Here is a 23,615-nt window from a genome sequence, read left to right on the forward strand (position 1 = left end):
TTATAGCACCAAACAATCAGTTCTTTGAACAGCTGATTGTTTGGTGCTAATTTTTTATTCGTGATCATTTATCACGTAATCATGCAGGAGTTGGGAAACTTTTTCCATTTCGACCTGTGTACCAATTGAAACGCGGAGATAATTATTCAATCGCTCAATTTTTGGAAAGTAGCGAACAAATACGTCTTTTGTTTCTAAATAGTGATAAAGCTCGTTCATATTTAAATTCGGATGAGTTAGCAGCACAAAGTTTGTTTTTGAAACTAGGGTAGAAAAGCCAAAATTTGTTATGTTTTTAGAAAACCAGTCTCTAGTTGTACAAATTTTCTGTGTTATTTCCTTATAATATGCTGAATCTTCAACAGCTGCTACAGCTAATTTTTCAGCTAACATATCAACTGAATAAGGATTAAAGGATGATTTTATACTTTCCGCAATTTGTATATAGTCAGGGTTGCCAATGGCATAACCTACCCGTAATCCTGCTAAAGAACTTGATTTTGAGAATGTTTGGATAATGATCAGATTAGGGTAACTATCTAGAAGCGTGACAGCAGAGCACCTAGCAAAATCAATATAGGCTTCATCAATGATGACAATCACTTCTGGATTTTCTTTTAATAGATACTCGATTTCAGAAAGTGGTTTAAATAAACCTGTAGGTGCATTAGGATTTGCGATGATGATTCCGCCATTTAACTGTTTATAATCATCAATAACTATTTCAAACTGATCATTTAACGGTAACTCTTTAAATGGAACTTGAAATAAATCAGCCCAAACTTTATAAAAACCATAAGTGATATCTGGAAATAAGAGCGGATCAGAGCTGTTAAAAAAGGCAAGAAAACAAAAAGCCAAGACCTCATCAGAACCGTTACCAATCAAAAAGTGTTCTGGAGATAATTGATGTTTGGCTCCTAAAGCGTTTTTCAAAGCAAGATTATCAATGGAGCTATACCGTTTTAATTGTTCCACATCGAAGTCTTTCAACGTATCAGCAACTTTTGGAGCAGGGGGATAAGGATTTTCATTTGTGTTCAATTTGATCATAGCTGGATAATTTGGCTGTTCTCCTGGGACATAAGGTGTGATTTTTCTAAGACCTTTCATTTTGGTTCGCTCCCTTCATTTCTTTTAACTATAAAGAAGCATGAACGCTTTCGCAAGAGGAAAATGTGTATTTGGAAAGAAAAAACGAATTTTTGAAATAGAAATTTCATTTTAAGCGGAACTATGCTATGATAATTCCATTAAGAAAAATACAATGATACTGCTAGTGTTTCGATAATAATCGATTTTGCAGTTAGTAGATGAGCAAATAAGAGGAGATGGTTTGATGGATTTAACGAAACGCTTTAATAAACAAGTAGATAAAATTGCTGTTTCATTGATTCGCCAATTTGATGAACAAGTAACAAATATCGACGGCATTATAAAATTGACATTAGGAGAGCCGGATTTTAACACACCAGAACATGTAAAAACGGCTGCCCATGAGGCGATCGACCAAAATTTTTCTCATTATTCTGGTATGTCGGGATTAGCAGATGTTCGTGAAGCAGCTACTTTTTTTATGAAAGAAAAATATGGTGTCAATTATCAACCAACCTCTGAAGTTTTAGTGACTGTAGGTGCTACTGAGGCAATTTCAGCAAGTCTCTTATCTATTTTAGAACCAGGCGATAAGGTTTTGATGCCTGCACCGATCTATCCAGGGTATGAACCAGTGATTACGTTGGCTCAAGCAGAACCCGTTTATATTGACACGACTTCAAACCATTTCGTATTAACGCCTGAGATGATTGAAGCGGCAATGGTAGAACATGGTGAGCAAGTCAAAGCCATTATCCTAAATTACCCAAGTAATCCTACAGGTGTGACGTATAACCGTGAAGAAGTCAAAGCGATTGCAACTGTCTTAAAAAACTATCCGATTTTTGTAATAAGTGATGAAATCTATAGTGAATTGACATACGAAGATCAACATGTCTCTATTGCAGAATTTATTCCAGAACAAACAATTCTGATCAATGGATTATCAAAATCTCATGCAATGACTGGGTGGCGAATCGGTTTTATCTTTGGTCCTGAAAATTTAATAGCAGAAATCATCAAAGTGCATCAATATTTAGTAACAGCCGCTTCTACAATTTCACAGAAAGCCGCAGTTAGAGCTTTAGTAGAAGGGATGAATGATGCAGCCGCAATGAAAGAAGAATATCGTGAGCGTCGAGATTTTGTTTATGAACAAATGACTTCTTTGGGATTTGAAGTGGCTAGACCGAATGGAGCCTTTTATATTTTTGCTAAAATTCCGACAGGCTATGAACAAGATTCAATGAAATTCTGTGTGGATCTAGCTCAGCAACAAGCAATTGCGATCATTCCAGGTGTGGCGTTTGGTCAAGAAGCTGAAGGCTACGTCCGAATTAGTTATGCGGCAGATTTGGCTACCTTAAAAGAAGCAATGAAACGAATTGGTCAATATATTGAGATGAAAAAAGGTCGAGACAAAAGCGTTTAGCTCCGAGAAATAAGGAGGAATTCACGAAAATTGTTCTTCAAATTTTTGTGAATTTCGGCTTATTTCCGAAGGAGCTGCTTTTTTTTCGCCGTTTATTTGGGATTAACAAGATGCTGTTAATCTGAAAAGACTTTTGTCCAAGACCCTTTTTTACTCTCAACAGAACCTTTACATTCCTTTACTCATTATTTACAAAACGTTGAAACAGAATTAACAGAGCGCTGTTAAACTAAGCTTGTAACTAATTGAAAAGGACGTGTAAAGATGAAGAAACGTTTAGTAGCAGCAATGATGTTAAGTGTAGGACTTTTGATCGCAGGGTGCGGTAATCAAGGAGCTGCAACTAGTGACAGTAGTAATAAATCTAAAGATAGTAGCACTAATAGTAATCAACCAGTTAAAATCGTTGCCGTAGGTTCGACGGCATTACAACCATTAGTCGATGCAGCGAAAGATCAATTTATTTCAGAAAATCCCAATTATACAATCTCTGTTCAAGGTGGAGGAAGCGGAACAGGACTTTCTCAAGTATCTGACGGTGCTGTAACCATTGGGAATTCTGATGTATTTGCCGAAGAAAAATCTGGTGTCGATGCGTCGAAACTAGTTGACCATCGTGTAGCGGTTGTAGGTATGGGACCAGTTGTAAATAAAGAAGTTGGGGTCAAAAATATCAGCAAGCAAGAGTTGATCGACATTTTTACTGGGAAAATAAAAAACTGGAAAGAGCTAGGCGGTAAGGATCAAGAGATTGCTGTGATCAATCGTCCAAGTGGCAGCGGTACACGCGCAACCTTCGAAAAATGGGGACTGGATGGGGCAACAGCTGTCCAATCACAGGAACAGGACTCATCAGGAACCGTACGTCAAATCGTTGCACAAACACCTGGAGCAATCAGCTATCTTGCGTTTTCATACATGGATGATTCAACGTTAGCCTTAAGTATTGATGATGTAAAACCAACAGAAGAGAATGTTGCAGACAATTCTTGGAAAATTTGGTCTTACGAGCATATGTATACTAAAGGTCAACCAGATGATGATGTAAAAGCATTCTTAGACTTCATGTTGACAGATGATGTTCAAGAAGGAGTAGTCAAAGAGTTAGGCTACTTACCAATAACTTCAATGAAAGTCGAACGAGACGTATCTGGAAGCATTACTAAAAAATAAATTCTTCCCCCTAAAAGAATCAAAAAGAGGCTTGACGTAAATAACGTCGGCCTCTTTTTGATTTGTCATTTTATTGGAAGTCTTACTGTAAAGGTTGAGCCTAAGCCTAAATGGCTATCGATCATAACGGTTCCACCTAATAGTTCGGTATAATTGTGGACAATTGATAATCCTAGACCAGTACCACCAGAATGACGACTTCTAGCTTTATCAACACGATAGAAACGTTCAAAAATACGTTCTTGATCTTCTAAACTAATCCCAATACCGCTATCATTTACTATAAAATAGAACATATCAGTAAAACCAAAATCAATCGTAATCGTCCCGTCAATTTGAGAATATTGAATAGCATTTTCGATCAAATTTTTAACGATGGGGTAGAAAAGTTCATATTTTGTAACATAGGTTATGGTTTCATCGCCAAGGATTTCGATTGTTAAATGTTTATCTTTGATCGTTTTACGATAAGAACGCAAAATTTCTTGAACAAAGGGATGCAAAGAAACTTCTTGATCATTATAAGAAATATTTTTTCCGTCCCGTGAAAGTTGCAAAATTTCTTGGATAAGTTGCTGTAGGCGTAAAGCGTCTTTTTGCATGATTTCCAAAAATTGGGTCAACGTTTCTGGATCTTCTTTGGCTCCATCTAATAAAGTTTCGGTAAATCCTAATAGAGAAGTCACAGGAGTTTTCAATTCATGGGAAACATTGCTAACAAAATCTTTTTGCATTTTTTCTAATTGTCTCACTCGAGTTAAATCATACGCAATACCTAAAACTTGGTAATCATTGCCATCTTCCTCTATAAAGCGTAAAGACATATCTAAAATGGTTTCATTTAATGATTCAGTCAGCTTGATTTCTTGATGAACAGAGCTTTTTTCTGTAATGACTTGATGAATCAAGTGGATCAATGCAGGCTCCTTGATGACATCGAAGTAATTTTTACCAACATCACTGTTCTCAATCATCAAAATATCGATCATTTTAGGATTGATCAGTTGTAGTTTTCCATCAACATCAATAATAAAGACACCGATCATCAATTCATCGAGTAACGCATGAAACTGTTCATCTGTGGATGTATAAGCTAAATAAGTTTGACTCATTTGTTGGCTTAGCAAGTTGACCGTTTGATACAATTCATTCCATTCAGGTGAATCTTGAATAATGGACCGAGCTTCATCGGGGTACTTGACGATTTTTTTCAGTACCGGTAAGACTGTGACCAGTGGTTCATTTTTCTGATGAAGTAGTAAAAAAACAAAAGCGGTAATAATCAAAAACAATAAACCGAAAGTGAATAAAATATAGCGTCGAAATGATTGAATACTATTAGAAAATTGCGCTGTTTCTTCAGACATGCGAATAATCCCGATTCGTTCACCATTTTTATCAACTGGCAATGCGAGATAAAGCAACTCTTGTTTTAACGTAATGCTTTTTCTTAATGCCGAACCAAAATCAGCACCAGATAAAACGGCTTTTATCTCCGGTCGATCACTTCTTGATTCATGAAGTGCAGGATCGATACTGTCATAAAAAATATCTCCTTTAGCAGTCATCAACGTCAAGCGTTCATTTTTATCTGTTGAATAGTGTTCAATCAATTTTTCTTCCTGCTCAGAGAAGTGTTCTGTTAAAAATAAATTAGGGGAGAGTTGATCGAGAATCAAGGTTCCTTTTTTTTGTAAATATTCTTCTTGCTGAGATAATAATTCCTTTTTAAAAAAATAGTTTGTCAAAAAGATACTGCCGACAAACAACATGATCATCACAATACCGACTAGCCAATACTCGATTCGTTGGCGTTTTTTCATTTTTTAGGCTCCTGGAATCGATAACCAAATCCTCTGACTGTAACCAAGTATGCTGGTCTTTTAGGGTCGATCTCGATTTTATCTCTTAAATGGCTAATATGAACATCTACGATACGGCTCTGACCAGCAAAGTCATAGTTCCAAATTCGATCTAATAAAGTATCACGATCGATCACACGGTCTTTGCGCTTGATAAAGTAAACGAGTAACTCAAATTCTTTTGGTGTTAGCTCGATTTTTTTGCTTCGAACGGTCACCTCATAATTTTGTTCGTCTACATGAATATCGCCTAATACTAAAGGCGCTTTAACTGTTTCATTGAACTCTTCTGTTTTGTTTGAGACTGGTTTTAAGCGGCGAAAGATAGCTTTCATCCTGGCTAGTACTTCTCTAGGACTAAAGGGTTTTGTTAAATAGTCATCTGCTCCGATTTCTAAGCCGATGATTTTATCAACTTGATCATCTTTTGCAGTCAATATTAAGATGGGGGTGTCGATTTTTTCGCGGCGCAAGGACTTTGTAATTTCTAAACCATCCATATTTGGCAACATCACATCTAAAATAATAAAATCAAATTGATTGGTTAACGCTAATTCATAACCGACGGCACCATCAACAGCGGACATCACTTCATAGCCGTCTTTTTCTAAATTAAAAGTCAATAATGTTACAATCGACGGTTCATCATCGACAACGAGTACTTTTTTCATCTATTTGGCTCCTTATAATACGAAATAAACACAAGATTATTTTATCATAGATTTGCAGGTATCAAAAACTTTATGGAATGTTTCTAAAACTACTTTCAAAGCAAAAGAAATGGTATAATAATAAAGATTGAAATGAGGGAAGCGAATGATTGGGATTAGTGCGTGTCTTGGTGGTATTTGTTGTCGTTATGATGGGCAAGCAAAAGAGATTGTGGCCTTAAAAAAGTTAGTAGAAGATCAAAAAGCAATCCTTGTTTGTCCTGAAGTATTAGGTGGATTGCCAATTCCTAGAGAACCAGCTGAAATCATAGGTGGAGACGGTTTCGATGTTTGGAATGGTCAAGCGAAAGTTCTTACAAACACGGGAGCAGATGTGACTGACCTATTTAAACACGGGGCAATCATGGCCTATCAAAAACTAATTGAAAAAGAAGTTACAACGATCATTTTAAAAGAAAATAGTCCTTCCTGTGGAGGAAAAAGTATTTATGATGGTACATTTTCTGGAAATCATCGAAGTGGACCTGGCGTTGCAACGTCTTATTTTATTTCAAAAGGACTTGAGGTTATTTCAGAAAATGACTGGCAAACAGTGCTTGATCGTGAGGAAAGAAAATGTCAGAAAACGAAGTATTAAAGATTTTCGATGAAAACTATCGACAAATTGGCACGGAAACAAGGCAACGAATCCACTTATACGGTCTTTGGCATGAAACATTTCATTGTTGGTTTTATACAATAACAGATAATGAGCTTACGGTTTATTTTCAAAAACGTTCATCGACAAAGAAAGACTTCCCTAACCAACTGGATATCACAGCTGCTGGACATTTATTAGCACAAGAGACGGTCATCGATGGTTTTAGAGAAGTCAAAGAAGAATTAGGAATAGATGTTCCCATTGAAAAAGCCCATTTTCTTGGAGTATTTCCTGTGAAAATCAATTTAGGGCATTTTATTGATAATGAATTTACTAATGTCTATTTGATTGAACAAGAAATTTCTTTAGGAGAATTTCAATTACAAGAAGAAGAAGTGGAAAGTTTGTTTTCTGTCCCTTTGAAGATGTTAAAGAAATTACTCAATGATCCTAGTGCTAAAGCAACTTTAACAGGTTATCATCAAAAAAATAATCAACAAGAAGTGATTGAAGAATGTTTTTCTAAAAAGGACTTTTGTGCCAACGCGCAAAGTTATTATGATCGATTAATAGAATCTTTTGAAAAAATCCTGGAAAATCAAATAAGAACTATTGACTAATCACTCTGAAATCGGTAACCTAAAAGGGATTGAAGATAGGAGTAATGACTATGGAAATTGAAAAAACCAATCGAATGAACGCGTTGTTTGAATTTTACTCCACTTTGTTGACAGAAAAACAAATGAATTATATGGAGATGTACTATGCCGATGATTTTTCATTAGGGGAAATTGCTGAAGAATATGAGATCAGCCGTCAAGCAGTGTACGATAATATTAAACGAACGGAAAAAATTTTAGAAGAATATGAAAGAAAACTTCATCTTTTTTCTGATTACGTGGTACGTGGTGAATTGCTGGACACATTAAAAAACTACGTGAAAGAAACCTATCCGAAAGATACAACGATCGCCCATTATATAGAACAAATACAAGAAGTAGAGGAATGAGATTATGGCTTTTGAAAGTTTAACAGACCGCCTGCAACAGGCAATGAGCAAATTACGTCGTAAAGGAAAAGTATCTGAAGCTGACGTAAAAGAAATGATGAGAGAAATTCGTTTGGCTTTGTTGGAAGCCGATGTAAATTTAAAAGTAGTTAAAGATTTCACGAAACGTGTACGTGAACGCGCAGTTGGAGTAGAAGTTTTAGAAAGTTTATCACCAGCACAACAAATCGTCAAAATCGTGGATGAAGAATTAACAGCGACATTAGGGACAGAAACAGTTGGCTTAAACAAATCAGAGCGGATCCCAACAGTGATCATGATGGTTGGCTTGCAAGGAGCTGGTAAAACGACTTTTGGCGGTAAACTAGCCAATCACTTAATCAAAACTGAAAATGCGCGTCCTTTAATGATTGCGGCCGATGTCTATCGTCCAGCAGCAATCGATCAATTGAAAGTACTTGGTCAACAATTAGATGTTCCAGTTTTCGACATGGGAACAGACACAAGCCCGGTTGAAATTGTACGTCAAGGGATGGCGTTAGCCAAAGAAAAGAAAAATGATTATGTTTTGATTGATACGGCAGGTCGTTTGCATATTGACGAAACATTGATGGACGAATTAAAACAAATCAAAGAAATTGCCCAACCAGATGATATCTTGCTTGTTGTTGATGCAATGACTGGGCAAGATGCAGTGAATGTTGCAGATAGCTTCAATCAACAATTAGGCATCACAGGTGTTGTCATCACAAAACTTGATGGAGACACACGTGGTGGTGCAGCACTATCAATCCGTTCGGTTACCGGTGCGCCAATCAAATTTATCGGTTCTGGTGAAAAACTGACTGATTTAGAAATTTTCCATCCAGATCGGATGTCTAGCCGTATTTTAGGTATGGGTGATATGTTAACACTGATCGAAAAAGCCCAACAAGATTATGATGAGAAAAAAGCTGAAGAACTTGCTGTAAAAATGAAGGAAAACAGCTTTGACTTCAATGATTTTATTGAACAATTAGATCAAGTGATGGGCATGGGACCAATCGAGGATCTATTGAAGATGATCCCTGGTATGAATAATATGCCTGGTTTAGAAAATGTTAAAGTCGATCCAAAAGATGTTGCTCGTAAAAAAGCCATGGTGCTTTCAATGACACCAGCTGAGCGAGAAAATCCAGACTTGCTAAATCCAAGTCGCCGCCGTCGGATCGCTGCTGGTTCAGGTAATAACGTAGTTGAAGTGAATCGTATGATCAAACAATTTAAAGAATCTAAAAAAATGATGCAACAAATGTCCAAAGGAAATATGGATATTCCAGGTATGGATCAAATGCTTGGTGGAGGCATCAAAGGGAAACTAGGAAAAATGGCCATGAACCGTATGGTGAAGAAAAACAAGAAGAAGAAAAAGAAGAAAAAATAAATCATAAAAAAGCTGGCCAGACTCTATTGATTCTGACCAGCTTTTTAGGTTGTGACAAAACTATGAACTAATACTGCTATTACGATTTAGCTGTCGTTTTAGATTGATCCACTCATTGATTTCTTTTCTAAAAACAAGATAGCTACCAATCAAAGCCGTTAAAATACAATAAGTCAGTAAACTTGGAATAGGAGAACTAACTTCTTCGCCAAAATAGACCCCACTGCTAAAAACGAGAACCATCGGCACATAAAGTGTCATAGCGATAACGACCGGCACCTTTAGCTTATCAAATAGTAAATAGTTGCCTTTTTTCTCCAATGTAAGTTTTGGAAACAGAAATGAGCCAAAAATGAATAGCAAAACTGATATAGTCAGGGCTAAGATAATTGGAAGGGCTGAAATTGATTCTTTACTTACAGTGTAAACAAAAAATTTATTGGTAATATAGCGATCAATTGTTGCGTTGGTAAAATAGTACCATGCGTTTAGGACGCCAGTAATAAAGAATTCTAATGACGCACAGAATCCAAAGACTGTCAGCGGTCCTAAAATCATATTTCCTGTTACCAAGCCAATAAATGCAGAAAGGGAGAAATAAAGAATACAGGTTGTCCAACTAGCCAAAACATTTGCAGCTAAAGTCGGCAACCCAATATTGACATACTCAGTAGGAATACCTGTTGTAATAATCCCAACAAATACTATTTTTGCCAAAAGAACACTACTTAATAATGGGAGTGAAACAAGAGCAAACTTCGAGAAATAAATTCTACGTTTAGAAACACCTAAGGAAAATAAAAACTCATTGAAAGCTGTTTTTAGATCAGTGAAAAACATCAGAAAGCCAGCTGTTGCTAACACTGCAATCAGAAGAATTGGATTCTCATTGAAATAGGCGGAAAAGTAAGGTTGATCAGAAACCGAAATGAGTTTTCCGTGTTCATCGTAGGAAGTTGTCTGATAAAATAAACTTAAACCTTCTTTTTTATCTAATGCTTGTCGTTCACCAAGTGATAAGCCGCTATATCTAGGCGAATCATCTTCTGATAGTTGTTGCAAATCTTTGATGTACTCTTCAGAATCGAAATAGGCATTCATTTCATGCCAACGCTTGACGTCACTGACTCCGTTATAACCATAAAATAAGATAATACAAAGACTTGTAATAAGTAGAGCAAGTCCATAACGCTTTTTTAAAATAGTCATTAATTGTTTATTCATACCATTTCTCCTTGTAATGAGTTATTCATTTCCTCATGAGTAAGGTTCGCTTCAAAGACATCTTCCAAGGTTAAAGGTAGCTCCTCGAATAAAACAGGTTGCTCTGCTTGAATCAAGGCTTTTAATTCCTCAGTATAGTGTTCAAAGATCGCTGTAACAACACGCCCTTGAAAATGCAACAAACGGCTGTTTTCTTTAACTACTTGAGGAACCTTTTTTGTTTTGAAAACCATCTGGATTTTACGAGCATGTTCTCTCAATGTCTCTAGATGATAATCAAGCTGAATTTGATTACTCTTCAAAATAAGTGCACGATCAATGATACTTTCCAGCTCATTTAAATTATGAGAAGAAATGATGATCGATCGACTATTTTCGCTAACAGCATCTAAAAGAAGGCCTAAAACATTTTTTTTGACAATAAAATCCAAGCCATCAAGAGGTTCATCTAATAAAAGATACTCTGCATTAGAACAAATAGCCAAAATCATTTTGTAAAGTCCTTGCATACCTTTAGACATCGAACGATATTTTAAATTAGGATTCAGATTATTTTTCTTTGTTAAGGTCAAATACTTTTCTTTGTTAAAACTGGCATAAGCATTTTGGTAGAAAACAAGCAATTTATTTAAGGTGTAACCAGAGAGGAAATTGTATTGTTCATCAATATAAAAGATTTTTTGTTTGAGTAATTTATTTTTCTGAATATCTTCTTGATCAATCATAATTTTCCCAGTATCCAACTCATAGTGACCTGATAGTGTTCTGAAAAAAGTGGTTTTACCAGAACCATTTTGTCCGATCAAACCAGTAATTTCTCCTTGGTAAAATGTTAAGTTGATGTCTTTCAAAATAACCCGATGATCGATAGTTTTTTCTAGATTTTCTATTTTCATGTCTATTCTCCCTTCAAGTGTTGATAGCTTTCGTCCAACCATTGATTTATTTCCTTTTTAGAAACATTTAAATAATGGGCTTCAATAATGAGCTCATTCAGCTTTTTTTTGATTTTTTGTATCTGATAATCATCTCGAAGTTCAGTATCAATCTTTTTAACATAAGTACCTTTACCTTTCACTGTGATGATGACTTCTTGGGCTTCTAATACTTTATACGCTTTACTGACTGTATTAGGATTCATCATAAGCAGGCGAGCCATTTCTCTAACAGAAGGGAGACGGTCTCCAGATTGAAGTGATCCGCTTAGGATATCTTCTTTAACTCCTAAAATAAGTTGTTCATAATAGGGTTTGCTACTTGTTTTATCAATAGAAACCATAAATAGCTCCTTTCTAAAGCAGTGTTCGTTGTGTACTAGTATACATAGTACAGTTAGGTTTGTAAACACTTTTTGTAAAAATTTGTTAAGATAAGGGGAGAGACAAAATCGGAATAATTGGAGGGAAACAGGTGAAACAGCGATGTTCTTGGGCAGAAGGAAATGAAAAAATGAAGCACTATCATGATACGATTTGGGGTGTTCCGTTATATGAGGATCAACGATTATTTAGAAAATTGATATTAGATATCAATCAAGCGGGGCTAAGTTGGCAAACTATTTTGAACAAAGAAAATTCTTTCGATGCGGCTTTTGATGGATTTGATCTAAAAAAAGTGGCAAATTATGATGAGAAAAAGATTGAGGAACTCATGGGAAATCCTGGGATTATCCGGAATCGTAGAAAAATTGAAGCGACAATTCATAATGCCCAAAAAGTTATTGAGATTCAAAACGAATTCGGTTCTTTTTCTGACTATTTATGGAATTTTAATGATCACAATGTGCTGATCCATTCCTATCAAACTCAAGAGGAGATTCCAACAACGAATGACCTGTCGGATAGAATAACAAAAGACTTGAAAAAAAGAGGGGTTAAGTTTGTCGGCAGCACGATTATTTATGCATTTTTGGAAGCAGTAGGAATCATTAATGATCATGTGGAAACTTGTTTTCGTTATGAAGAATTAACGCAAAAATAGCCTAAACCAAAACTAGTTGCTCATTTTGGTTTAGACTACTTTTAAGTCAATCAGCTATTCTTATCTAAAAAAACTAAGTAGGCATCAACAATCGTTTTGAAAAAGTTCATCGTATTTTCAGCAATCGTTCCATCTTCGTTGATCAAGTTGACAACGTTGCCGATGTACGCTTCAGGTTGTTGGAGTGTTGGGACATTCAGAAAAACGAGTGATTGACGTAGGTGATGATTTGCACCAAATGCACTCAAAGCGCCAGGAGATACGCTGACAACTAAACCTGGCTTGCCATCCCAAATGTTTTGCCCATAGGGTCTTGAACCGACATCTAAAGCATTTTTTAAAACAGCAGGAACCGAGCGATTATATTCAGGCGTGACAAAAACCAGACCTGTTAATTGTTTTACTTCATCTCTAAATTTTGTCCAGGCAGCAGGCGGTGTTCCGTTATCATCCAAATCTTGATTGTACATTGTTAAGTCATGTAAATCGATAAAGATAGGTTCATATTCTTCTGGAAATAAACTAGAAAGAGCAACTGCTACAGCTTTACTATAAGAATCTTTTCTTAAGCTTCCGACAAAAAATCCAATTTTTTTCTTCATAAATCATTCCTCCAATTATTAAATAACGTTCTTTATCTAATTTTAGAACTAACTACCTTTTTTTACAAGAAAATAGGACTTTTGTTAGTAAGTACGACATAGTTACCTAGAAAAGAATAAGGGTGCTTCTACATCTACGGTTCTCGTTTCACTCCGATCCTAGAAGTATCGAGGCCGTTTGCTCCTACCGTTTACAAACACTAAAAATAAGCTATGAACAGATAAAGAGAACTCTTTACTGTTCATAGCTTGTCTTTGTTAAGCAACGATTGATTGCCCCTGCCAAGGTATTTTAAGTATAGCATAAGAGTAGTAAAAATCAGTGTAACGAAGCTTTTTTTAAGGTGTCAAGAAAAAACTCTTTACAGCTCTATCAATTTCTGGTAAACTAACATTTGTGATTAAGTTAATGGAGGTGTAATATATAAAATGTCAGTAAAAATTCGTTTAAAACGCATGGGTTCTAAAAAGAGTCCTTTTTACCGTATTGTAGTCGCAGATTCTCGTTCTCCTCGTGATGGACGTTTCATCGAAACTGTTGGAACTTACAATCCTTTAAAAGATCCTGCAGAAGTAGTTTTAAAAGAAGATTTAGTTTTAGACTGGTTGTCTAAAGGCGCTCAGCCTTCAGATACAGTTCGTAACATCCTTTCAAAAGAAGGCGTTATGAAAAAACACCACGAAGCTAAACTTGAAAAGAAATAAGGTGACCAATTATGGCAGATGTGAAAGAGTTAGTCTTAACTATCGTTCGTCCATTAGTCAGTCAACCTGAGATGGTTAAGTTAGAAGTAGAAGAATCTGATGTTTTTCTAGAGTACAATTTGACTGTATCACCTGAAGATATTGGTCGTATCATTGGTAAACAAGGTCGTGTTGCGAAAGCAATTCGAACAATTGTTTACAGTGTGCGTGTGGATGGACCTAAAAAAGTTCGTTTAAATATCGTAGATGGTAAATAGCACAAAGATAAACACCCAATTTTTGGGTGTTTTTTTGTTTTGACCTATGAGCAATTATTCGCGATAATAATGCTATGAGCAATAAAAAACGAAAGGGTGGAGAGGCAGAGATGAGTGAACTAAAAAAATATCAAAAACATTTGCTACAAGGACTTGCAGAATATTTTGAACAGGCAAAGTTTGAAACAGGTGATATTTTTGTCCTTGGTTGTAGTAGTAGTGAGGTAAATGGTGGAATGATTGGCAAAAACTCTAGCTTGGAGATAGGCGTCCTAATTGTCTCGACAATCCAAGAGTTTTTGGCAAAAAGAGGGATTCATTTAGCTGTACAAGGGTGTGAGCATATTAATCGTTCTTTAGTGATTGAAAAAGAAGTAGCGAAGCACCATCATTTTGAGATTGTTTCGGTTGTGCCAGACCTACATGCTGGAGGAGCTGCTGCAGTATCAGCATACCAACGTTTTTCAAATCCAGTTGTTGTGGAAAAAATCGTTGCCTAAGGCGGAATTGATATTGGTGACACATCAATCGGGATGCATATCCAACATGTTCAAATTCCAGTTCGGACCTCAATTAAAGAGATTGGTGGAGCGCATACGACTTATTTACATACGAGACCTAAATTGATTGGTGGTACTCGTGCAGTTTATGAATAAAAAAGGGAAAGAGCAAACCTATAAATTGAAGGTTGCTCTTTCGCTTTTTTAGTGAGGTAGTTATTTTTTTCTATAGACTTTGATCTCAAAGATAGGTGTGTCAAAACTAATTTCAGCTTCATCGATCATCAAACCTAGTAGGTGATAATCTTCTTCTTCATGATGCGTCAGCCCTAATAATTCATCATAATACGATTCAATGCTTAGATCTCTAGGTGTGTTTAGCAATTCTAATAAATGTAGGACACTGTCAGGCTCTTGCTCAGTTTTCCCTTGGATTTCAACAGAAAAACCTTCAGATGTAAAGTTTACGCCGATCCGTATTTCTTCAATATCATTGGAAAAAAAGTAAGTTAATAACTCATCTACGATTCTCCTAGCTTTGTCTCTTTCTTGCATGTTGTTTCACCTTTCTAATCTGTAAAATATTATCAAGTAATGGTACCATGACCGCTGCTACAAAACCAGTAGAAAATCCATTATTATAAAGATTTAAGCCACCATGTAGATAGCTGACATTTGTAACTAATGACATATGTAAAAATCCAGCAATCAAGCCAAAGATAATACCATAAAATCCAGCAATTGGAGCCAACCCTGTAGCGAAGATCCCAGCAAGAACCACAGTGGTTTGATCGACTGCAAAAACAGAAGAGAATTGTGCTGTGAAAAAGACGCTGACTAACAATGGTAAGCTGTTGAGAATATGATTACCAAAAGCACTAAAACCAACTGCTGATAAAATTGCCCCAACAATTGGACCGTTAAGGGTAGAATGGCTAAGTTGAGTATACCCAACGAGCAACAACCCCATCAAGGCCATATTCATCATAGTTGCTCCGATTCCTGCAATAGAAATAAAATCAGTAATCAATTTACCAGAGGTTTTACTGATCTCCTTCATGCCCTTTAATGAAAAATGATTGACAACAAATCCAACAAAAAACATCAATAGAAATAAAAAAAGTAAGAAAAAAAGAAGTTTGGTATGAAAGGCAGTTGAAACCAAATTTTTTCCTTCGATTTTCCAACCAAACATCCGTAAGATACCAGTAAACATCATCGCAATAAGGCCGGATGTAAAACCAACATTATATAAGGAGAACCCTTGATGAAAGGTAAGAACGTGAGAAGCTAAAGGAGGTAAAATCAATCCAATAAAAACGCCTACGAAGCATCCTAAAGGAATCGATTGTACCAATGGCAAAGAGATTCCAAATGTTAAATAACTGATAATCGGAGAAAGAGCACTGCCAAACAAACTAACCACAATAAATTGAGAAAAAGGTTTTTTCACGATTTTGGCATAGCAAAGTCCACCAATAATAATTGGAATCGAATTATACAGATTTTTTCCAAAAAAAGAACAACCAGATACCGTAAATAATGCAGCAATCATCGGCCCGTTGATTGGAATTTTTTCTTTTTTAGCCAGAAGAACGCTAATTAGAGTGAGTAGACCGCTATTTACAAAGGCACTACCAAAGGTGCCAAGTTCAATATAATCAGTCAGTAGATTACTAGGGGAGGTTAAAATACGTGTCATACCAGCCCATAAAGTAGTCACAGGCTCACTTAAAAAACCGATCATGATCAGAATCAAGCAATAGCCAATCAAAAAATAATAGCTTCTATTTTTTTCAGCCATATTCGATTGTTTTTTATCAGTATGTAAAAAAAGTGTTTGGCTGTTATTTTTAGCCATAAAAAATACCTCCGTTATTTGTCAATAGTGTAACTATAGCGTGTAAATAGTTCATCGGTCAATAACATTTTAGAAAAATCTGACAAATTATCATGTTTTTTTGATATAGCCATAATTATTGAGAAAATGAGTGACTAAAAGAGTGTAAAATAAAAGAATAAATAAAAAAATAAAATGATAAATTATCACATGGATAGCTTGATTTATGAAATAGTAAGAGTTTCCACTAAATAAGGAGTGATTATTTTTGGTTAGAAAAAAAGTATATAAAAAACAACATATTTTAGTAGCTGCCGAAGATTTGTTGATAGAAAAAGGTTTTTCTGCTATCACAGCAAGAAGTGTTGCCGAGTATATGGGGATTTCAACGCAACCAATCTATTTGGAATTTAAGAACATGGAAGAACTGAAGCTGACGTTGTTAAAAACAGTGTATGAAGGTTTGGAAAGGGATTTTTTTTCTACGGTACGTACGTCAAACACTCTAGCAAATTTCGGTGTCAATCAGATTGAATTTGCCAAAGCAAAGAGCAAACTGTACATAGCACTATTTGTAGAGCAACATTCATATGGCAAAGAATTACACCAACTATCTTTTAATTCGTTCAAGAAAACGATCCAAAGCGAAGTAAAGTATACTAATGTATCACAAGAGCAGCTGGAAAATATTCATTTGAAATTATGGATAGTTGCTAGTGGAATGGCAACGTTAAGTATTTCTGGAATACTCAATAAAACAGAAGAACAACTCATAGACGTATTTACATCCATCAAATTAAAGAGTGATGCAACCTGGATCTAAGACATGAACTACTTTTCTATAGTTGTATCCAGTATGATCGCTCAATAATAAAAAAGAGTCCGAGAACATACTAGGCCAAAAGTCTTAAACAGAGTTCATCTATTTGACCGATTTTTTTTGGTTATTTCATTGCTAAAATAAGCTTATCAAATGAAATTTGGAGGAATTATCGTGAAAATAATCAAAACAATCGTTGTACTTGCTTTACTAGGAGGAGTTGCTCTTTTTGGGGCTAAACTATATACGCAAAATCAATCGGACGAACTTTCTGGTACAATCGACCAATTAAACCCGCTCGTTACCAAAGGTGAAGTCTATGTTAAAACAAAAAAAGCCGATAGTATCAATAGCTACGGCATTACAACATATAAGCAACAAGCTGTAGATAAGGATGGTAAGAAAAAAGAACTAACGTTTACAGCAGATCACGAGTTGGTTACAGATCGCTACCTAAAAATATACAATAAAGGTGCACATGTTGAAACCTATGAAGAAGTTTCAGAAGAGGCTATACCAGAAAAGGCTCTACAACAACTGAAATAATAAAAGGACTGCTAGCTATACATTCAAATGTATAGCTGGCAGTCCTTTTTAGTAATCAATTCGTTCAAATAGCCTGAGGTATAAAGTCGATTGTACATAAATCGTTATGATGAAAATGAATTGTCGCTTGGATGCGCCCATCATCAATTAATTTTTGCGCAGTCTCTTTTACGTCTTCTTGGTCAAAATGCTGAAAATTGATTACGTTTGCTACGAAATGAGGAGCTTTCCGATTGGAAGCCTCAAGTATGAGCGTTTCAATTTGTGGATTAAACGTCATATGCTTTCACCTCTTTTGTCAACAGTACCACGTTATTTCAAAATTGGACAGTAATATTCTGTTAGATGAGGATAGGGAAAGAGTTTTTTTCACAATCAATCTATGTGTTGCTCATTTTTATAAGAAGCATAGGCGTTGTTACTCGTTAATAGCGTTAGCTTTTTATGAGATGATTCAGCTAATTTTTGTAATTCAAAAAGATTTTTTTTCTCAAAATGATGGTTCCAAATAAACATCATTTTTAATAGATGGATCGTAGGTTTATAATGAGCCGCTTCTTGGTTCATTTTTTGCTTTATAAAGCGATGAATAATACGATATAGACGAATGCGATAGGGAGGCAGTAATACAAAAATTATGTCTGCGGAAACTATCGCAGGCTTGATCCAATTTTTAGTTGTCGTGCCTTCGATGATCCAAGTATCCTGAGCTAGAATTTCTTGGAGCTGTCGGGAAGATTCTTCTACAGGATAAGGTCGGTCTCCGGCAGGTTGGCGATCCCAAATAAGATTGTCTAGCTCGTAGTAAGGAAGCTTCATTTTAGTGGATAATTGTTTTGCAAAAGTGGTTTTACCGCTGCCAACTGGTCCTGCGATCATTATTTTTTTCATGAGTAACCTCCAATCAGAAAGAAAAAAAGAATGGCAGTGGCACACCATTCTTTTAAATGTTTATTTTTTTGCTTCTTGTAAAATGTTTATTTTTTCGATGCGGATATCTTTTTTAGGTTTATCTTGTTCAGCTGTCTCAGCAGCAGCGATTTTATCTACAACATCCATACCTTTAGTCACTTGACCGAAAACAGTATGTTTGCCATCTAGGTGAGGAGTACCGCCTTTTTTATACGCATCAATGATTTTTTCTGGATAGTAATCCTTCAATAAACCATCTGACATATCATCGCTATTTTGAACTATAAAGAATTGACTACCGTTTGTACCATTTCCTTGTGCATCTTTACCCGCATTAGCCATAGATAAGGCACCTCTGATATTATAAAGCTGATTAGAAATTTCATCATCAAACGAACCATTCCAAATACTTTCTCCGCCAGTACCATCCCCTTTAGGATCGCCACCTTGAATCATGAAGTTTTCGATAACACGATGGAAAAGGACATTATCGTAATAGCCATCTTTAGCATGAGTAATGAAATTTTCAACAGTTTTTGGTGCTTGTTTTGGAAATAGTTTGATCTCAATTGATCCTTCAGTTGTGACCATTTCAACTAAATCTTCATCTTCGCTGACTGTGTCAGAGAGCTGTGGCAATTCCAATGCGTTTAAATCAACAGACTCAGATGTTTTTGTTTCAGCAGCAGAAGAGTCTGCGGTTTTTTTCTCATTTTTAGGTCCACACGCTGCAAATAATACTAAAGATGTCAGAAGTGCTGTGGCAGCTATGAATTTTTTTGTTTTCATAAAGTTAGATCTTCCTTTCAAAAATAGTTACATCTCATCATAACAAATCATCATTATAACTGCCAGTCCAAATCAAAAAATTTTAAGATTTAGAAAAGGTGTAGACCACTTTTTCTTATTCTGCTATAATGAAAATGGATACATTATAATCAATACAAATTTTAGGAGGCAGTAATCATGGGAAAATTAGGTATTTCGATTTATCCAGAAAGATCAACTTTTGAAAAGGACAAAGCATATCTAGACTTAGCGCATAAATATGGATTTAAGCGTGTTTTTACAAGTTTACTTCAAATTACAGAAGATAAAGAAAAGGTTTTAGCAGAGTTTAAAAAAGTTGTTGATTATGCGAATAGTCTTGGAATGGAAGTCATGGTCGATATTAATCCTGCCTTATTTGAACAATTAGAAATCTCTTACGATGACTTATCGTTTTTTGATGAAATGGGCGCTTATGGCGTACGGTTAGACGTTGGTTTTACTGGTGCTGAAGAGGCAAGAATGACGCGTAACCCATACGGCATCAAAATTGAAATCAATATGAGTTCTGGAACAAACTATGTAGACAACATCATGAGCTATTCACCAAATACAGATAATTTATTAGGCTCACATAATTTTTATCCACATCGCTATTCTGGTTTAGGTTATGATCATTTTGTTTACTGCTCTGAAAAATTTAGAAAATATAATTTAAATACGATGGCCTTTGTTAATTCTCATGACGCAACCTTTGGTCCTTGGCCAACGCAAGATGGTTTGTGTTCTTTAGAAGATCATCGTGATTTGGAAATCGCTACTCAAGTAAAACATTTAGTGTTGACTGGTTTGATCGATGATATTTTAGTGGGAAATGCTTATGCATCAGAAGCAGAATTAAAAGCGATGGCCGAGGCCTTTAATGCGGAATATCCGTCTGTGAAAGTTGACGTTGCTAAAGATATCAGTGATGATGAAAGAGAAGTGTTATTCACAAGTCTTCATAGCTATCGTGGTGATCGTTCAGAATATATTTTACGTTCAACGATGACTCGAATTCACTTTAAAGATCGTGCTTTTCCTGCGCATAATACAAAAGACATGACAAAAGGGGATGTCTTGATCGACAATGTTGATTATGGACAATATAAAGGCGAAACACAAATCGCTTTAAAACCAATGAAGAATGATGGCCGAGTGAATGTTGTTGGTCGGATCTCTGATGATGAGCTATTCTTGTTGGATTTCTTAAAACCTTGGTCTAGTTTCAAATTAATCGAAAATAGTAAATAGAAAAAAATAAAGCCAAGTAAAAGTTTTACATGACCTTTACTTGGTTTTATTTTTTCTTCCTTAAGAATGTTCAGGTAAACTGTAAATCACAAACATCTTCGTTAAAATAGAAAGAAACGAGGTGAGTCTTATGGAAAAAGAATTAAGTATTTTATTGGCAAAGCTTCAAGGCATCGCTCAAACGGGAAAAAAATATGGAAAAGATATTTTTGATCAAGAACGATATGAAGAACTTTTTCAAGTGACAAAACAGTTAATGAGTACGCTGTATCCAGGTTTATCAGATCAAGCATTAACGATTCTTGTTGATCAAGATGAAGGGTATGCAACACCCAAAGTCGATATTCGTGCAGTCGTTTTTAATCAAGCTGGAAAATTATTACTTGTAAAAGAAAAAAGTGATAACTGTTGGTCTTTACCAGGAGGTTGGGCAGATATTGGTTATTCGCCTAAGGAAATAGCTGAAAAGGAAACCATGGAAGAAGCTGGAATAACAGTAAAGGCAGAGCGATTGATTGCCGTATTAGATATGTCAAAACATAATTTTCCTCCCGCATTGACGTATGTTTATAAATTTTTCATTCGATGTGAAGCTGAAAATGAAATGCTAAAAACAGGCATAGAAACGAATGATGTTGGTTTCTTTTCATTACAAGAGATTTATTTATTGCCAATTTCTAAAGAACGGAACATTATAGACAATTTTGAGATGATTTTTGCAGACGAACAAACGAAAAAAAATGTCGTTATTTGTGATTAATATTGCGAAAAATTCAATAAAACATTATACTATTTAAGAATTTGAAAAAAGCTAGTATCATTTTTTGACCAAATAATGTGTTTTTTAATGATGCTTTTAAATGGGGAGTAATGGGATGAATCGCATAGTAAAAATTTTGATCGCTATCGTTGTTTTAATTGTCATTGTATTGACTGGAGCAGGCATGTATTTCTATAATTATGCTGTTGTGCCGTCGCAAAAAGATTTTTTAGCTGGGGATACGCCAGGAACAGATGTTGAAGTGAAAACGCCAGAAGAAAAATGGTTTAAAGAAGAAAAGAATCGTTCATACTGGGATTTAACCTCTAAGGATGGTTTGAAATTAAAAGCAATCTATTTGCCAGCAGAAGCAAAAACGGATAAAAATGTTATCATGGCGCATGGTTATATGGGTAGCGCCGAAACAATGGCCAGTTTCGCTAAAATGTATCATGATTGGGGCTATAATGTTTTAGTACCAGATGCTCGTGGACATGGCGAAAGCGAAGGGGATTATATTGGTTTTGGTTGGCCAGAGCGCAAAGATTATCTTCAATGGATCGATAAAGTGATCGCTGAGAATGGTAACGACGCGCAAATTACTTTATATGGGATCAGCATGGGCGGTGCCACTGTAATGATGACTAGTGGGGAAAAGCTGCCAAGCAATGTTAAAGCGATTGTTGAAGATTGCGGTTATTCTACTGTTAACGGAGAACTAGCTTATCAATTGAAGGATATGTTTAATTTACCGGCCTTTCCGTTGATCCCAGTGACAAGTCTGATTACTAAAATTCGTGCTGGTTATTTCTTTGGCGAAGCAAGTTCAGTTGCACAATTGAAGAAAAATAAAGTACCGATGTTGTTTATCCATGGCGATGCAGACAAGTTTGTTCCGTTTGAAATGTTAGATGAAGTATATGAAGCAACTGATGCACCTAAAGAGAAGTTTGTTGTAAAAGGGGCAGCTCATGCTAAAGCTTATACAGTCGATCCAAAAGCCTATAAAGAAAAAGTTGGCAGCTTTTTAACAACATACGTAGATTAACGATAATCGTCATCCAGTTGAAAATACTGGTGACGATTTTTTAGAGCAATAATCTATTTTCACAAATTTTATGATTTCACTATACAGCTGCCAGAATTCTTTGATATGATAATAAAAAGAAATGAGGTAAAATAGATGGAAGAACAAATCATTGACTATCTCCATTACTTACAAATAGAACGAGGACTTTCTCTCAATACAAGGAAGAGTTACGAACGAGACTTACATAAATACAGCACGTTTCTAAGCGAGCAAAAAATCGACGCTTGGCAAAAAATCGATCGTTACACAATTATGGAATACTTACAAATGCTGCATAATCAAAACAATTCCTCTGCAACGATCATTAGAATGATTTCAAGCTTACGGGGATTTCATCAATTTCTAAGGCAAGAACGGATCACAGATCATGATCCAATGCAACATATCGATTCACCTAAAAAGGCTCAAAAGCTACCTAGCACGCTATCTGTTGAAGAAGTCACTTTGCTGATTGAAACACCAGATACGTCCAAACCTTTAGGGATCCGGAATCGAACGATTTTAGAAGTAATGTATGCAACAGGGTTGCGGGTGAGTGAGTTAGTAGATTTGAAAATTGGAGACTTACATCTGTCGATTGGATTATTGCAGACCATTGGTAAAGGGGATAAAGAACGAATTATTCCACTAGGTGATTATGCGATCAAGTGGATCGAAAAATACTTAGAAGAAGCGCGTCCTGTTTTGATAAAGAAAAATCAAAACGAGACCCACTTATTTGTCAATCATCATGGCAGACCGTTGTCTCGCCAAGGAGTCTGGAAAAATTTGAACCAAATCGTTGTGGCAGCTGGAATTCATAAAAATATCACACCGCATACATTACGCCATAGTTTTGCCACTCATCTGTTAGAAAATGGTGCTGATCTGAGAATTGTCCAGGAACTTTTAGGACATGCTGATATTTCTACAACACAAATCTATACACATATTACCAAGCAACGTATGGCAGATGTCTATAAACAGCATTTTCCAAGAGCCTAATGAGGCTAAAAAAGAAAGACGGTGAGATC

General features: G+C 35.7%; 27 protein-coding genes and 1 pseudogene. 16 read left to right on the forward strand and 12 right to left on the reverse strand.

All coding sequences use genetic code 11. From position 1 onward, the window contains the following. Positions 1-54 precede the first annotated feature (54 nt). On the reverse strand, positions 55-1,113 hold the full coding sequence (locus ATZ35_RS12855) for a pyridoxal phosphate-dependent aminotransferase (protein WP_208927582.1): 1,059 nt from the start codon (positions 1,111-1,113) through the stop codon (positions 55-57). Between the two features lie 226 nt (positions 1,114-1,339). Between ATZ35_RS12855 and ATZ35_RS12860 the strand changes: the two genes are divergently transcribed. Next, the gene (locus ATZ35_RS12860; RefSeq protein ID WP_208927583.1) at positions 1,340-2,527 is read left to right on the forward strand and encodes a pyridoxal phosphate-dependent aminotransferase; all 1,188 of its coding nucleotides are present in this window, start codon (positions 1,340-1,342) and stop codon (positions 2,525-2,527) included. A gap of 264 nt (positions 2,528-2,791) precedes the next feature. After that, on the forward strand, positions 2,792-3,700 hold the full coding sequence (locus tag ATZ35_RS12865; RefSeq protein ID WP_208927584.1) for a phosphate ABC transporter substrate-binding protein PstS family protein: 909 nt from the start codon (positions 2,792-2,794) through the stop codon (positions 3,698-3,700). A gap of 65 nt (positions 3,701-3,765) precedes the next feature. On the opposite strand, the gene ATZ35_RS12870 is transcribed toward ATZ35_RS12865, so the two are convergent. Next, positions 3,766-5,523 carry a sensor histidine kinase gene (locus tag ATZ35_RS12870; RefSeq protein ID WP_208927585.1) on the reverse strand — a complete coding sequence of 586 codons (1,758 nt, stop codon included), beginning with the start codon at positions 5,521-5,523 and terminating at the stop codon, positions 3,766-3,768. Then, positions 5,520-6,233 (reverse strand): response regulator transcription factor, encoded by a 714-nt coding sequence (locus ATZ35_RS12875; protein WP_208927586.1) that lies wholly within the window; start codon positions 6,231-6,233, stop codon positions 5,520-5,522. Before ATZ35_RS12875 ends, ATZ35_RS12870 begins: the two co-directional genes overlap by 4 nt. Before the next feature lie 145 nt (positions 6,234-6,378). Between ATZ35_RS12875 and ATZ35_RS12880 the strand changes: the two genes are divergently transcribed. The 4 genes from ATZ35_RS12880 to ffh are packed head-to-tail and all read left to right on the forward strand — an operon-like array spanning position 6,379 to position 9,305. Next, positions 6,379-6,870, forward strand: coding sequence for a 2-thiouracil desulfurase family protein (locus tag ATZ35_RS12880; protein WP_208927587.1), 492 nt, complete (start codon positions 6,379-6,381; stop codon positions 6,868-6,870). Next, positions 6,849-7,493 (forward strand): NUDIX hydrolase, encoded by a 645-nt coding sequence (locus ATZ35_RS12885; RefSeq protein ID WP_208927588.1) that lies wholly within the window; start codon positions 6,849-6,851, stop codon positions 7,491-7,493. Before ATZ35_RS12880 ends, ATZ35_RS12885 begins: the two co-directional genes overlap by 22 nt. A gap of 50 nt (positions 7,494-7,543) precedes the next feature. Continuing rightward, a complete protein-coding gene (locus ATZ35_RS12890; protein ID WP_208927589.1) occupies positions 7,544-7,882 on the forward strand; it encodes a putative DNA-binding protein in 339 nt (112 codons plus the stop codon). A 4-nt stretch (positions 7,883-7,886) separates the two neighbouring features. Continuing rightward, positions 7,887-9,305 carry a signal recognition particle protein gene (ffh, locus tag ATZ35_RS12895; protein WP_208927590.1) on the forward strand — a complete coding sequence of 473 codons (1,419 nt, stop codon included), beginning with the start codon at positions 7,887-7,889 and terminating at the stop codon, positions 9,303-9,305. Between the two features lie 60 nt (positions 9,306-9,365). Here ffh and ATZ35_RS12900 read toward each other — a convergent pair whose 3' ends face one another. The 3 genes from ATZ35_RS12900 to ATZ35_RS12910 are packed head-to-tail and all read right to left on the reverse strand — an operon-like array spanning position 9,366 to position 11,808. Beyond that, positions 9,366-10,529 (reverse strand): ABC transporter permease, encoded by a 1,164-nt coding sequence (locus tag ATZ35_RS12900; protein ID WP_208927591.1) that lies wholly within the window; start codon positions 10,527-10,529, stop codon positions 9,366-9,368. Next, positions 10,526-11,425: an ATP-binding cassette domain-containing protein gene (locus ATZ35_RS12905; protein ID WP_208927592.1), complete on the reverse strand. Its 900-nt coding sequence runs from the start codon at positions 11,423-11,425 to the stop codon at positions 10,526-10,528. Before ATZ35_RS12905 ends, ATZ35_RS12900 begins: the two co-directional genes overlap by 4 nt. A 2-nt stretch (positions 11,426-11,427) precedes the next feature. Continuing rightward, complete coding sequence (locus tag ATZ35_RS12910; RefSeq protein WP_208927593.1) at positions 11,428-11,808, reverse strand: GntR family transcriptional regulator; 381 nt, start codon at positions 11,806-11,808, stop codon at positions 11,428-11,430. Positions 11,809-11,939: 131 nt separating this feature from the next. Between ATZ35_RS12910 and ATZ35_RS12915 the strand changes: the two genes are divergently transcribed. Beyond that, positions 11,940-12,509, forward strand: coding sequence for a DNA-3-methyladenine glycosylase I (locus tag ATZ35_RS12915; RefSeq protein ID WP_208927594.1), 570 nt, complete (start codon positions 11,940-11,942; stop codon positions 12,507-12,509). A 50-nt stretch (positions 12,510-12,559) separates the two neighbouring features. On the opposite strand, the gene ATZ35_RS12920 is transcribed toward ATZ35_RS12915, so the two are convergent. Further along, positions 12,560-13,111 carry an NADPH-dependent FMN reductase gene (locus tag ATZ35_RS12920; protein WP_208927595.1) on the reverse strand — a complete coding sequence of 184 codons (552 nt, stop codon included), beginning with the start codon at positions 13,109-13,111 and terminating at the stop codon, positions 12,560-12,562. 429 nt (positions 13,112-13,540) lie between these two features. Between ATZ35_RS12920 and rpsP the strand changes: the two genes are divergently transcribed. From rpsP to ATZ35_RS12935, 3 genes and pseudogenes are all read left to right on the forward strand, one after another. Further along, on the forward strand, positions 13,541-13,816 hold the full coding sequence (gene rpsP / locus ATZ35_RS12925; protein WP_010761445.1) for a 30S ribosomal protein S16: 276 nt from the start codon (positions 13,541-13,543) through the stop codon (positions 13,814-13,816). An 11-nt stretch (positions 13,817-13,827) separates the two neighbouring features. Continuing rightward, positions 13,828-14,073 (forward strand): KH domain-containing protein, encoded by a 246-nt coding sequence (locus ATZ35_RS12930; protein WP_208927596.1) that lies wholly within the window; start codon positions 13,828-13,830, stop codon positions 14,071-14,073. A 110-nt stretch (positions 14,074-14,183) separates the two neighbouring features. Then, a pseudogene (locus ATZ35_RS12935) lies at positions 14,184-14,729 on the forward strand (TIGR01440 family protein). A 60-nt stretch (positions 14,730-14,789) separates the two neighbouring features. On the opposite strand, the gene ATZ35_RS12940 reads toward ATZ35_RS12935, so the two are convergent. Beyond that, the gene (locus tag ATZ35_RS12940; protein ID WP_208927597.1) at positions 14,790-15,128 is read right to left on the reverse strand and encodes a hypothetical protein; all 339 of its coding nucleotides are present in this window, start codon (positions 15,126-15,128) and stop codon (positions 14,790-14,792) included. Next, positions 15,106-16,434, reverse strand: a complete 1,329-nt coding sequence (locus ATZ35_RS12945; RefSeq protein ID WP_208927598.1) for a DUF1576 domain-containing protein — start codon at positions 16,432-16,434, stop codon at positions 15,106-15,108. Before ATZ35_RS12945 ends, ATZ35_RS12940 begins: the two co-directional genes overlap by 23 nt. A gap of 247 nt (positions 16,435-16,681) precedes the next feature. Between ATZ35_RS12945 and ATZ35_RS12950 the strand changes: the two genes are divergently transcribed. Then, positions 16,682-17,236: a TetR/AcrR family transcriptional regulator gene (locus ATZ35_RS12950; protein ID WP_208927599.1), complete on the forward strand. Its 555-nt coding sequence runs from the start codon at positions 16,682-16,684 to the stop codon at positions 17,234-17,236. Between the two features lie 171 nt (positions 17,237-17,407). Beyond that, complete coding sequence (locus ATZ35_RS12955; RefSeq protein WP_208927600.1) at positions 17,408-17,779, forward strand: YxeA family protein; 372 nt, start codon at positions 17,408-17,410, stop codon at positions 17,777-17,779. 64 nt (positions 17,780-17,843) lie between these two features. Here ATZ35_RS12955 and ATZ35_RS12960 read toward each other — a convergent pair whose 3' ends face one another. From ATZ35_RS12960 to ATZ35_RS12970, 3 genes are all read right to left on the reverse strand, one after another. Next, positions 17,844-18,059, reverse strand: coding sequence for a hypothetical protein (locus ATZ35_RS12960; RefSeq protein ID WP_208927601.1), 216 nt, complete (start codon positions 18,057-18,059; stop codon positions 17,844-17,846). 95 nt (positions 18,060-18,154) lie between these two features. Continuing rightward, positions 18,155-18,670 (reverse strand): P-loop NTPase family protein, encoded by a 516-nt coding sequence (locus ATZ35_RS12965; RefSeq protein ID WP_208927602.1) that lies wholly within the window; start codon positions 18,668-18,670, stop codon positions 18,155-18,157. 60 nt (positions 18,671-18,730) lie between these two features. Then, positions 18,731-19,480: a peptidylprolyl isomerase gene (locus ATZ35_RS12970; protein ID WP_208927603.1), complete on the reverse strand. Its 750-nt coding sequence runs from the start codon at positions 19,478-19,480 to the stop codon at positions 18,731-18,733. A gap of 177 nt (positions 19,481-19,657) precedes the next feature. On the opposite strand from ATZ35_RS12970, the gene ATZ35_RS12975 reads away from it, so the two are divergent. From ATZ35_RS12975 to xerD, 4 genes are all read left to right on the forward strand, one after another. Continuing rightward, positions 19,658-20,752 carry a DUF871 domain-containing protein gene (locus tag ATZ35_RS12975; protein ID WP_208927604.1) on the forward strand — a complete coding sequence of 365 codons (1,095 nt, stop codon included), beginning with the start codon at positions 19,658-19,660 and terminating at the stop codon, positions 20,750-20,752. 130 nt (positions 20,753-20,882) lie between these two features. Then, positions 20,883-21,512, forward strand: coding sequence for an NUDIX hydrolase N-terminal domain-containing protein (locus ATZ35_RS12980; RefSeq protein ID WP_208927605.1), 630 nt, complete (start codon positions 20,883-20,885; stop codon positions 21,510-21,512). Positions 21,513-21,627: 115 nt separating this feature from the next. Further along, positions 21,628-22,560 carry an alpha/beta hydrolase gene (locus ATZ35_RS12985; protein WP_208927606.1) on the forward strand — a complete coding sequence of 311 codons (933 nt, stop codon included), beginning with the start codon at positions 21,628-21,630 and terminating at the stop codon, positions 22,558-22,560. A gap of 135 nt (positions 22,561-22,695) precedes the next feature. Further along, the gene (xerD, locus tag ATZ35_RS12990) at positions 22,696-23,586 is read left to right on the forward strand and encodes a site-specific tyrosine recombinase XerD (protein WP_208927607.1); all 891 of its coding nucleotides are present in this window, start codon (positions 22,696-22,698) and stop codon (positions 23,584-23,586) included. Positions 23,587-23,615 lie beyond the last annotated feature (29 nt).

It is taken from the genome of Enterococcus rotai, from assembly GCF_001465345.1.
GTDB lineage: Bacteria > Bacillota > Bacilli > Lactobacillales > Enterococcaceae > Enterococcus_L > Enterococcus_L rotai.

Bases quoted from the DNA above. Each gene is read 5' to 3' on its own strand.
- ATZ35_RS12855 (WP_208927582.1), bottom strand. From the start codon at position 1,113: ATGAAAGGTCTTAGAAAAATCACACCTTATGTCCCAGGAGAACAGCCA.
- ATZ35_RS12860 (WP_208927583.1), top strand. From the start codon at position 1,340: ATGGATTTAACGAAACGCTTTAATAAACAAGTAGATAAAATTGCTGTT.
- ATZ35_RS12865 (WP_208927584.1), top strand. From the start codon at position 2,792: ATGAAGAAACGTTTAGTAGCAGCAATGATGTTAAGTGTAGGACTTTTG.
- ATZ35_RS12870 (WP_208927585.1), bottom strand. From the start codon at position 5,523: ATGAAAAAACGCCAACGAATCGAGTATTGGCTAGTCGGTATTGTGATG.
- ATZ35_RS12875 (WP_208927586.1), bottom strand. From the start codon at position 6,233: ATGAAAAAAGTACTCGTTGTCGATGATGAACCGTCGATTGTAACATTA.
- ATZ35_RS12880 (WP_208927587.1), top strand. From the start codon at position 6,379: ATGATTGGGATTAGTGCGTGTCTTGGTGGTATTTGTTGTCGTTATGAT.
- ATZ35_RS12885 (WP_208927588.1), top strand. From the start codon at position 6,849: ATGTCAGAAAACGAAGTATTAAAGATTTTCGATGAAAACTATCGACAA.
- ATZ35_RS12890 (WP_208927589.1), top strand. From the start codon at position 7,544: ATGGAAATTGAAAAAACCAATCGAATGAACGCGTTGTTTGAATTTTAC.
- ffh (WP_208927590.1), top strand. From the start codon at position 7,887: ATGGCTTTTGAAAGTTTAACAGACCGCCTGCAACAGGCAATGAGCAAA.
- ATZ35_RS12900 (WP_208927591.1), bottom strand. From the start codon at position 10,529: ATGAATAAACAATTAATGACTATTTTAAAAAAGCGTTATGGACTTGCT.
- ATZ35_RS12905 (WP_208927592.1), bottom strand. From the start codon at position 11,425: ATGAAAATAGAAAATCTAGAAAAAACTATCGATCATCGGGTTATTTTG.
- ATZ35_RS12910 (WP_208927593.1), bottom strand. From the start codon at position 11,808: ATGGTTTCTATTGATAAAACAAGTAGCAAACCCTATTATGAACAACTT.
- ATZ35_RS12920 (WP_208927595.1), bottom strand. From the start codon at position 13,111: ATGAAGAAAAAAATTGGATTTTTTGTCGGAAGCTTAAGAAAAGATTCT.
- rpsP (WP_010761445.1), top strand. From the start codon at position 13,541: ATGTCAGTAAAAATTCGTTTAAAACGCATGGGTTCTAAAAAGAGTCCT.
- ATZ35_RS12930 (WP_208927596.1), top strand. From the start codon at position 13,828: ATGGCAGATGTGAAAGAGTTAGTCTTAACTATCGTTCGTCCATTAGTC.
- ATZ35_RS12940 (WP_208927597.1), bottom strand. From the start codon at position 15,128: ATGCAAGAAAGAGACAAAGCTAGGAGAATCGTAGATGAGTTATTAACT.
- ATZ35_RS12945 (WP_208927598.1), bottom strand. From the start codon at position 16,434: ATGGCTAAAAATAACAGCCAAACACTTTTTTTACATACTGATAAAAAA.
- ATZ35_RS12960 (WP_208927601.1), bottom strand. From the start codon at position 18,059: ATGACGTTTAATCCACAAATTGAAACGCTCATACTTGAGGCTTCCAAT.
- ATZ35_RS12965 (WP_208927602.1), bottom strand. From the start codon at position 18,670: ATGAAAAAAATAATGATCGCAGGACCAGTTGGCAGCGGTAAAACCACT.
- ATZ35_RS12970 (WP_208927603.1), bottom strand. From the start codon at position 19,480: ATGAAAACAAAAAAATTCATAGCTGCCACAGCACTTCTGACATCTTTA.
- ATZ35_RS12975 (WP_208927604.1), top strand. From the start codon at position 19,658: ATGGGAAAATTAGGTATTTCGATTTATCCAGAAAGATCAACTTTTGAA.
- ATZ35_RS12980 (WP_208927605.1), top strand. From the start codon at position 20,883: ATGGAAAAAGAATTAAGTATTTTATTGGCAAAGCTTCAAGGCATCGCT.
- ATZ35_RS12985 (WP_208927606.1), top strand. From the start codon at position 21,628: ATGAATCGCATAGTAAAAATTTTGATCGCTATCGTTGTTTTAATTGTC.
- xerD (WP_208927607.1), top strand. From the start codon at position 22,696: ATGGAAGAACAAATCATTGACTATCTCCATTACTTACAAATAGAACGA.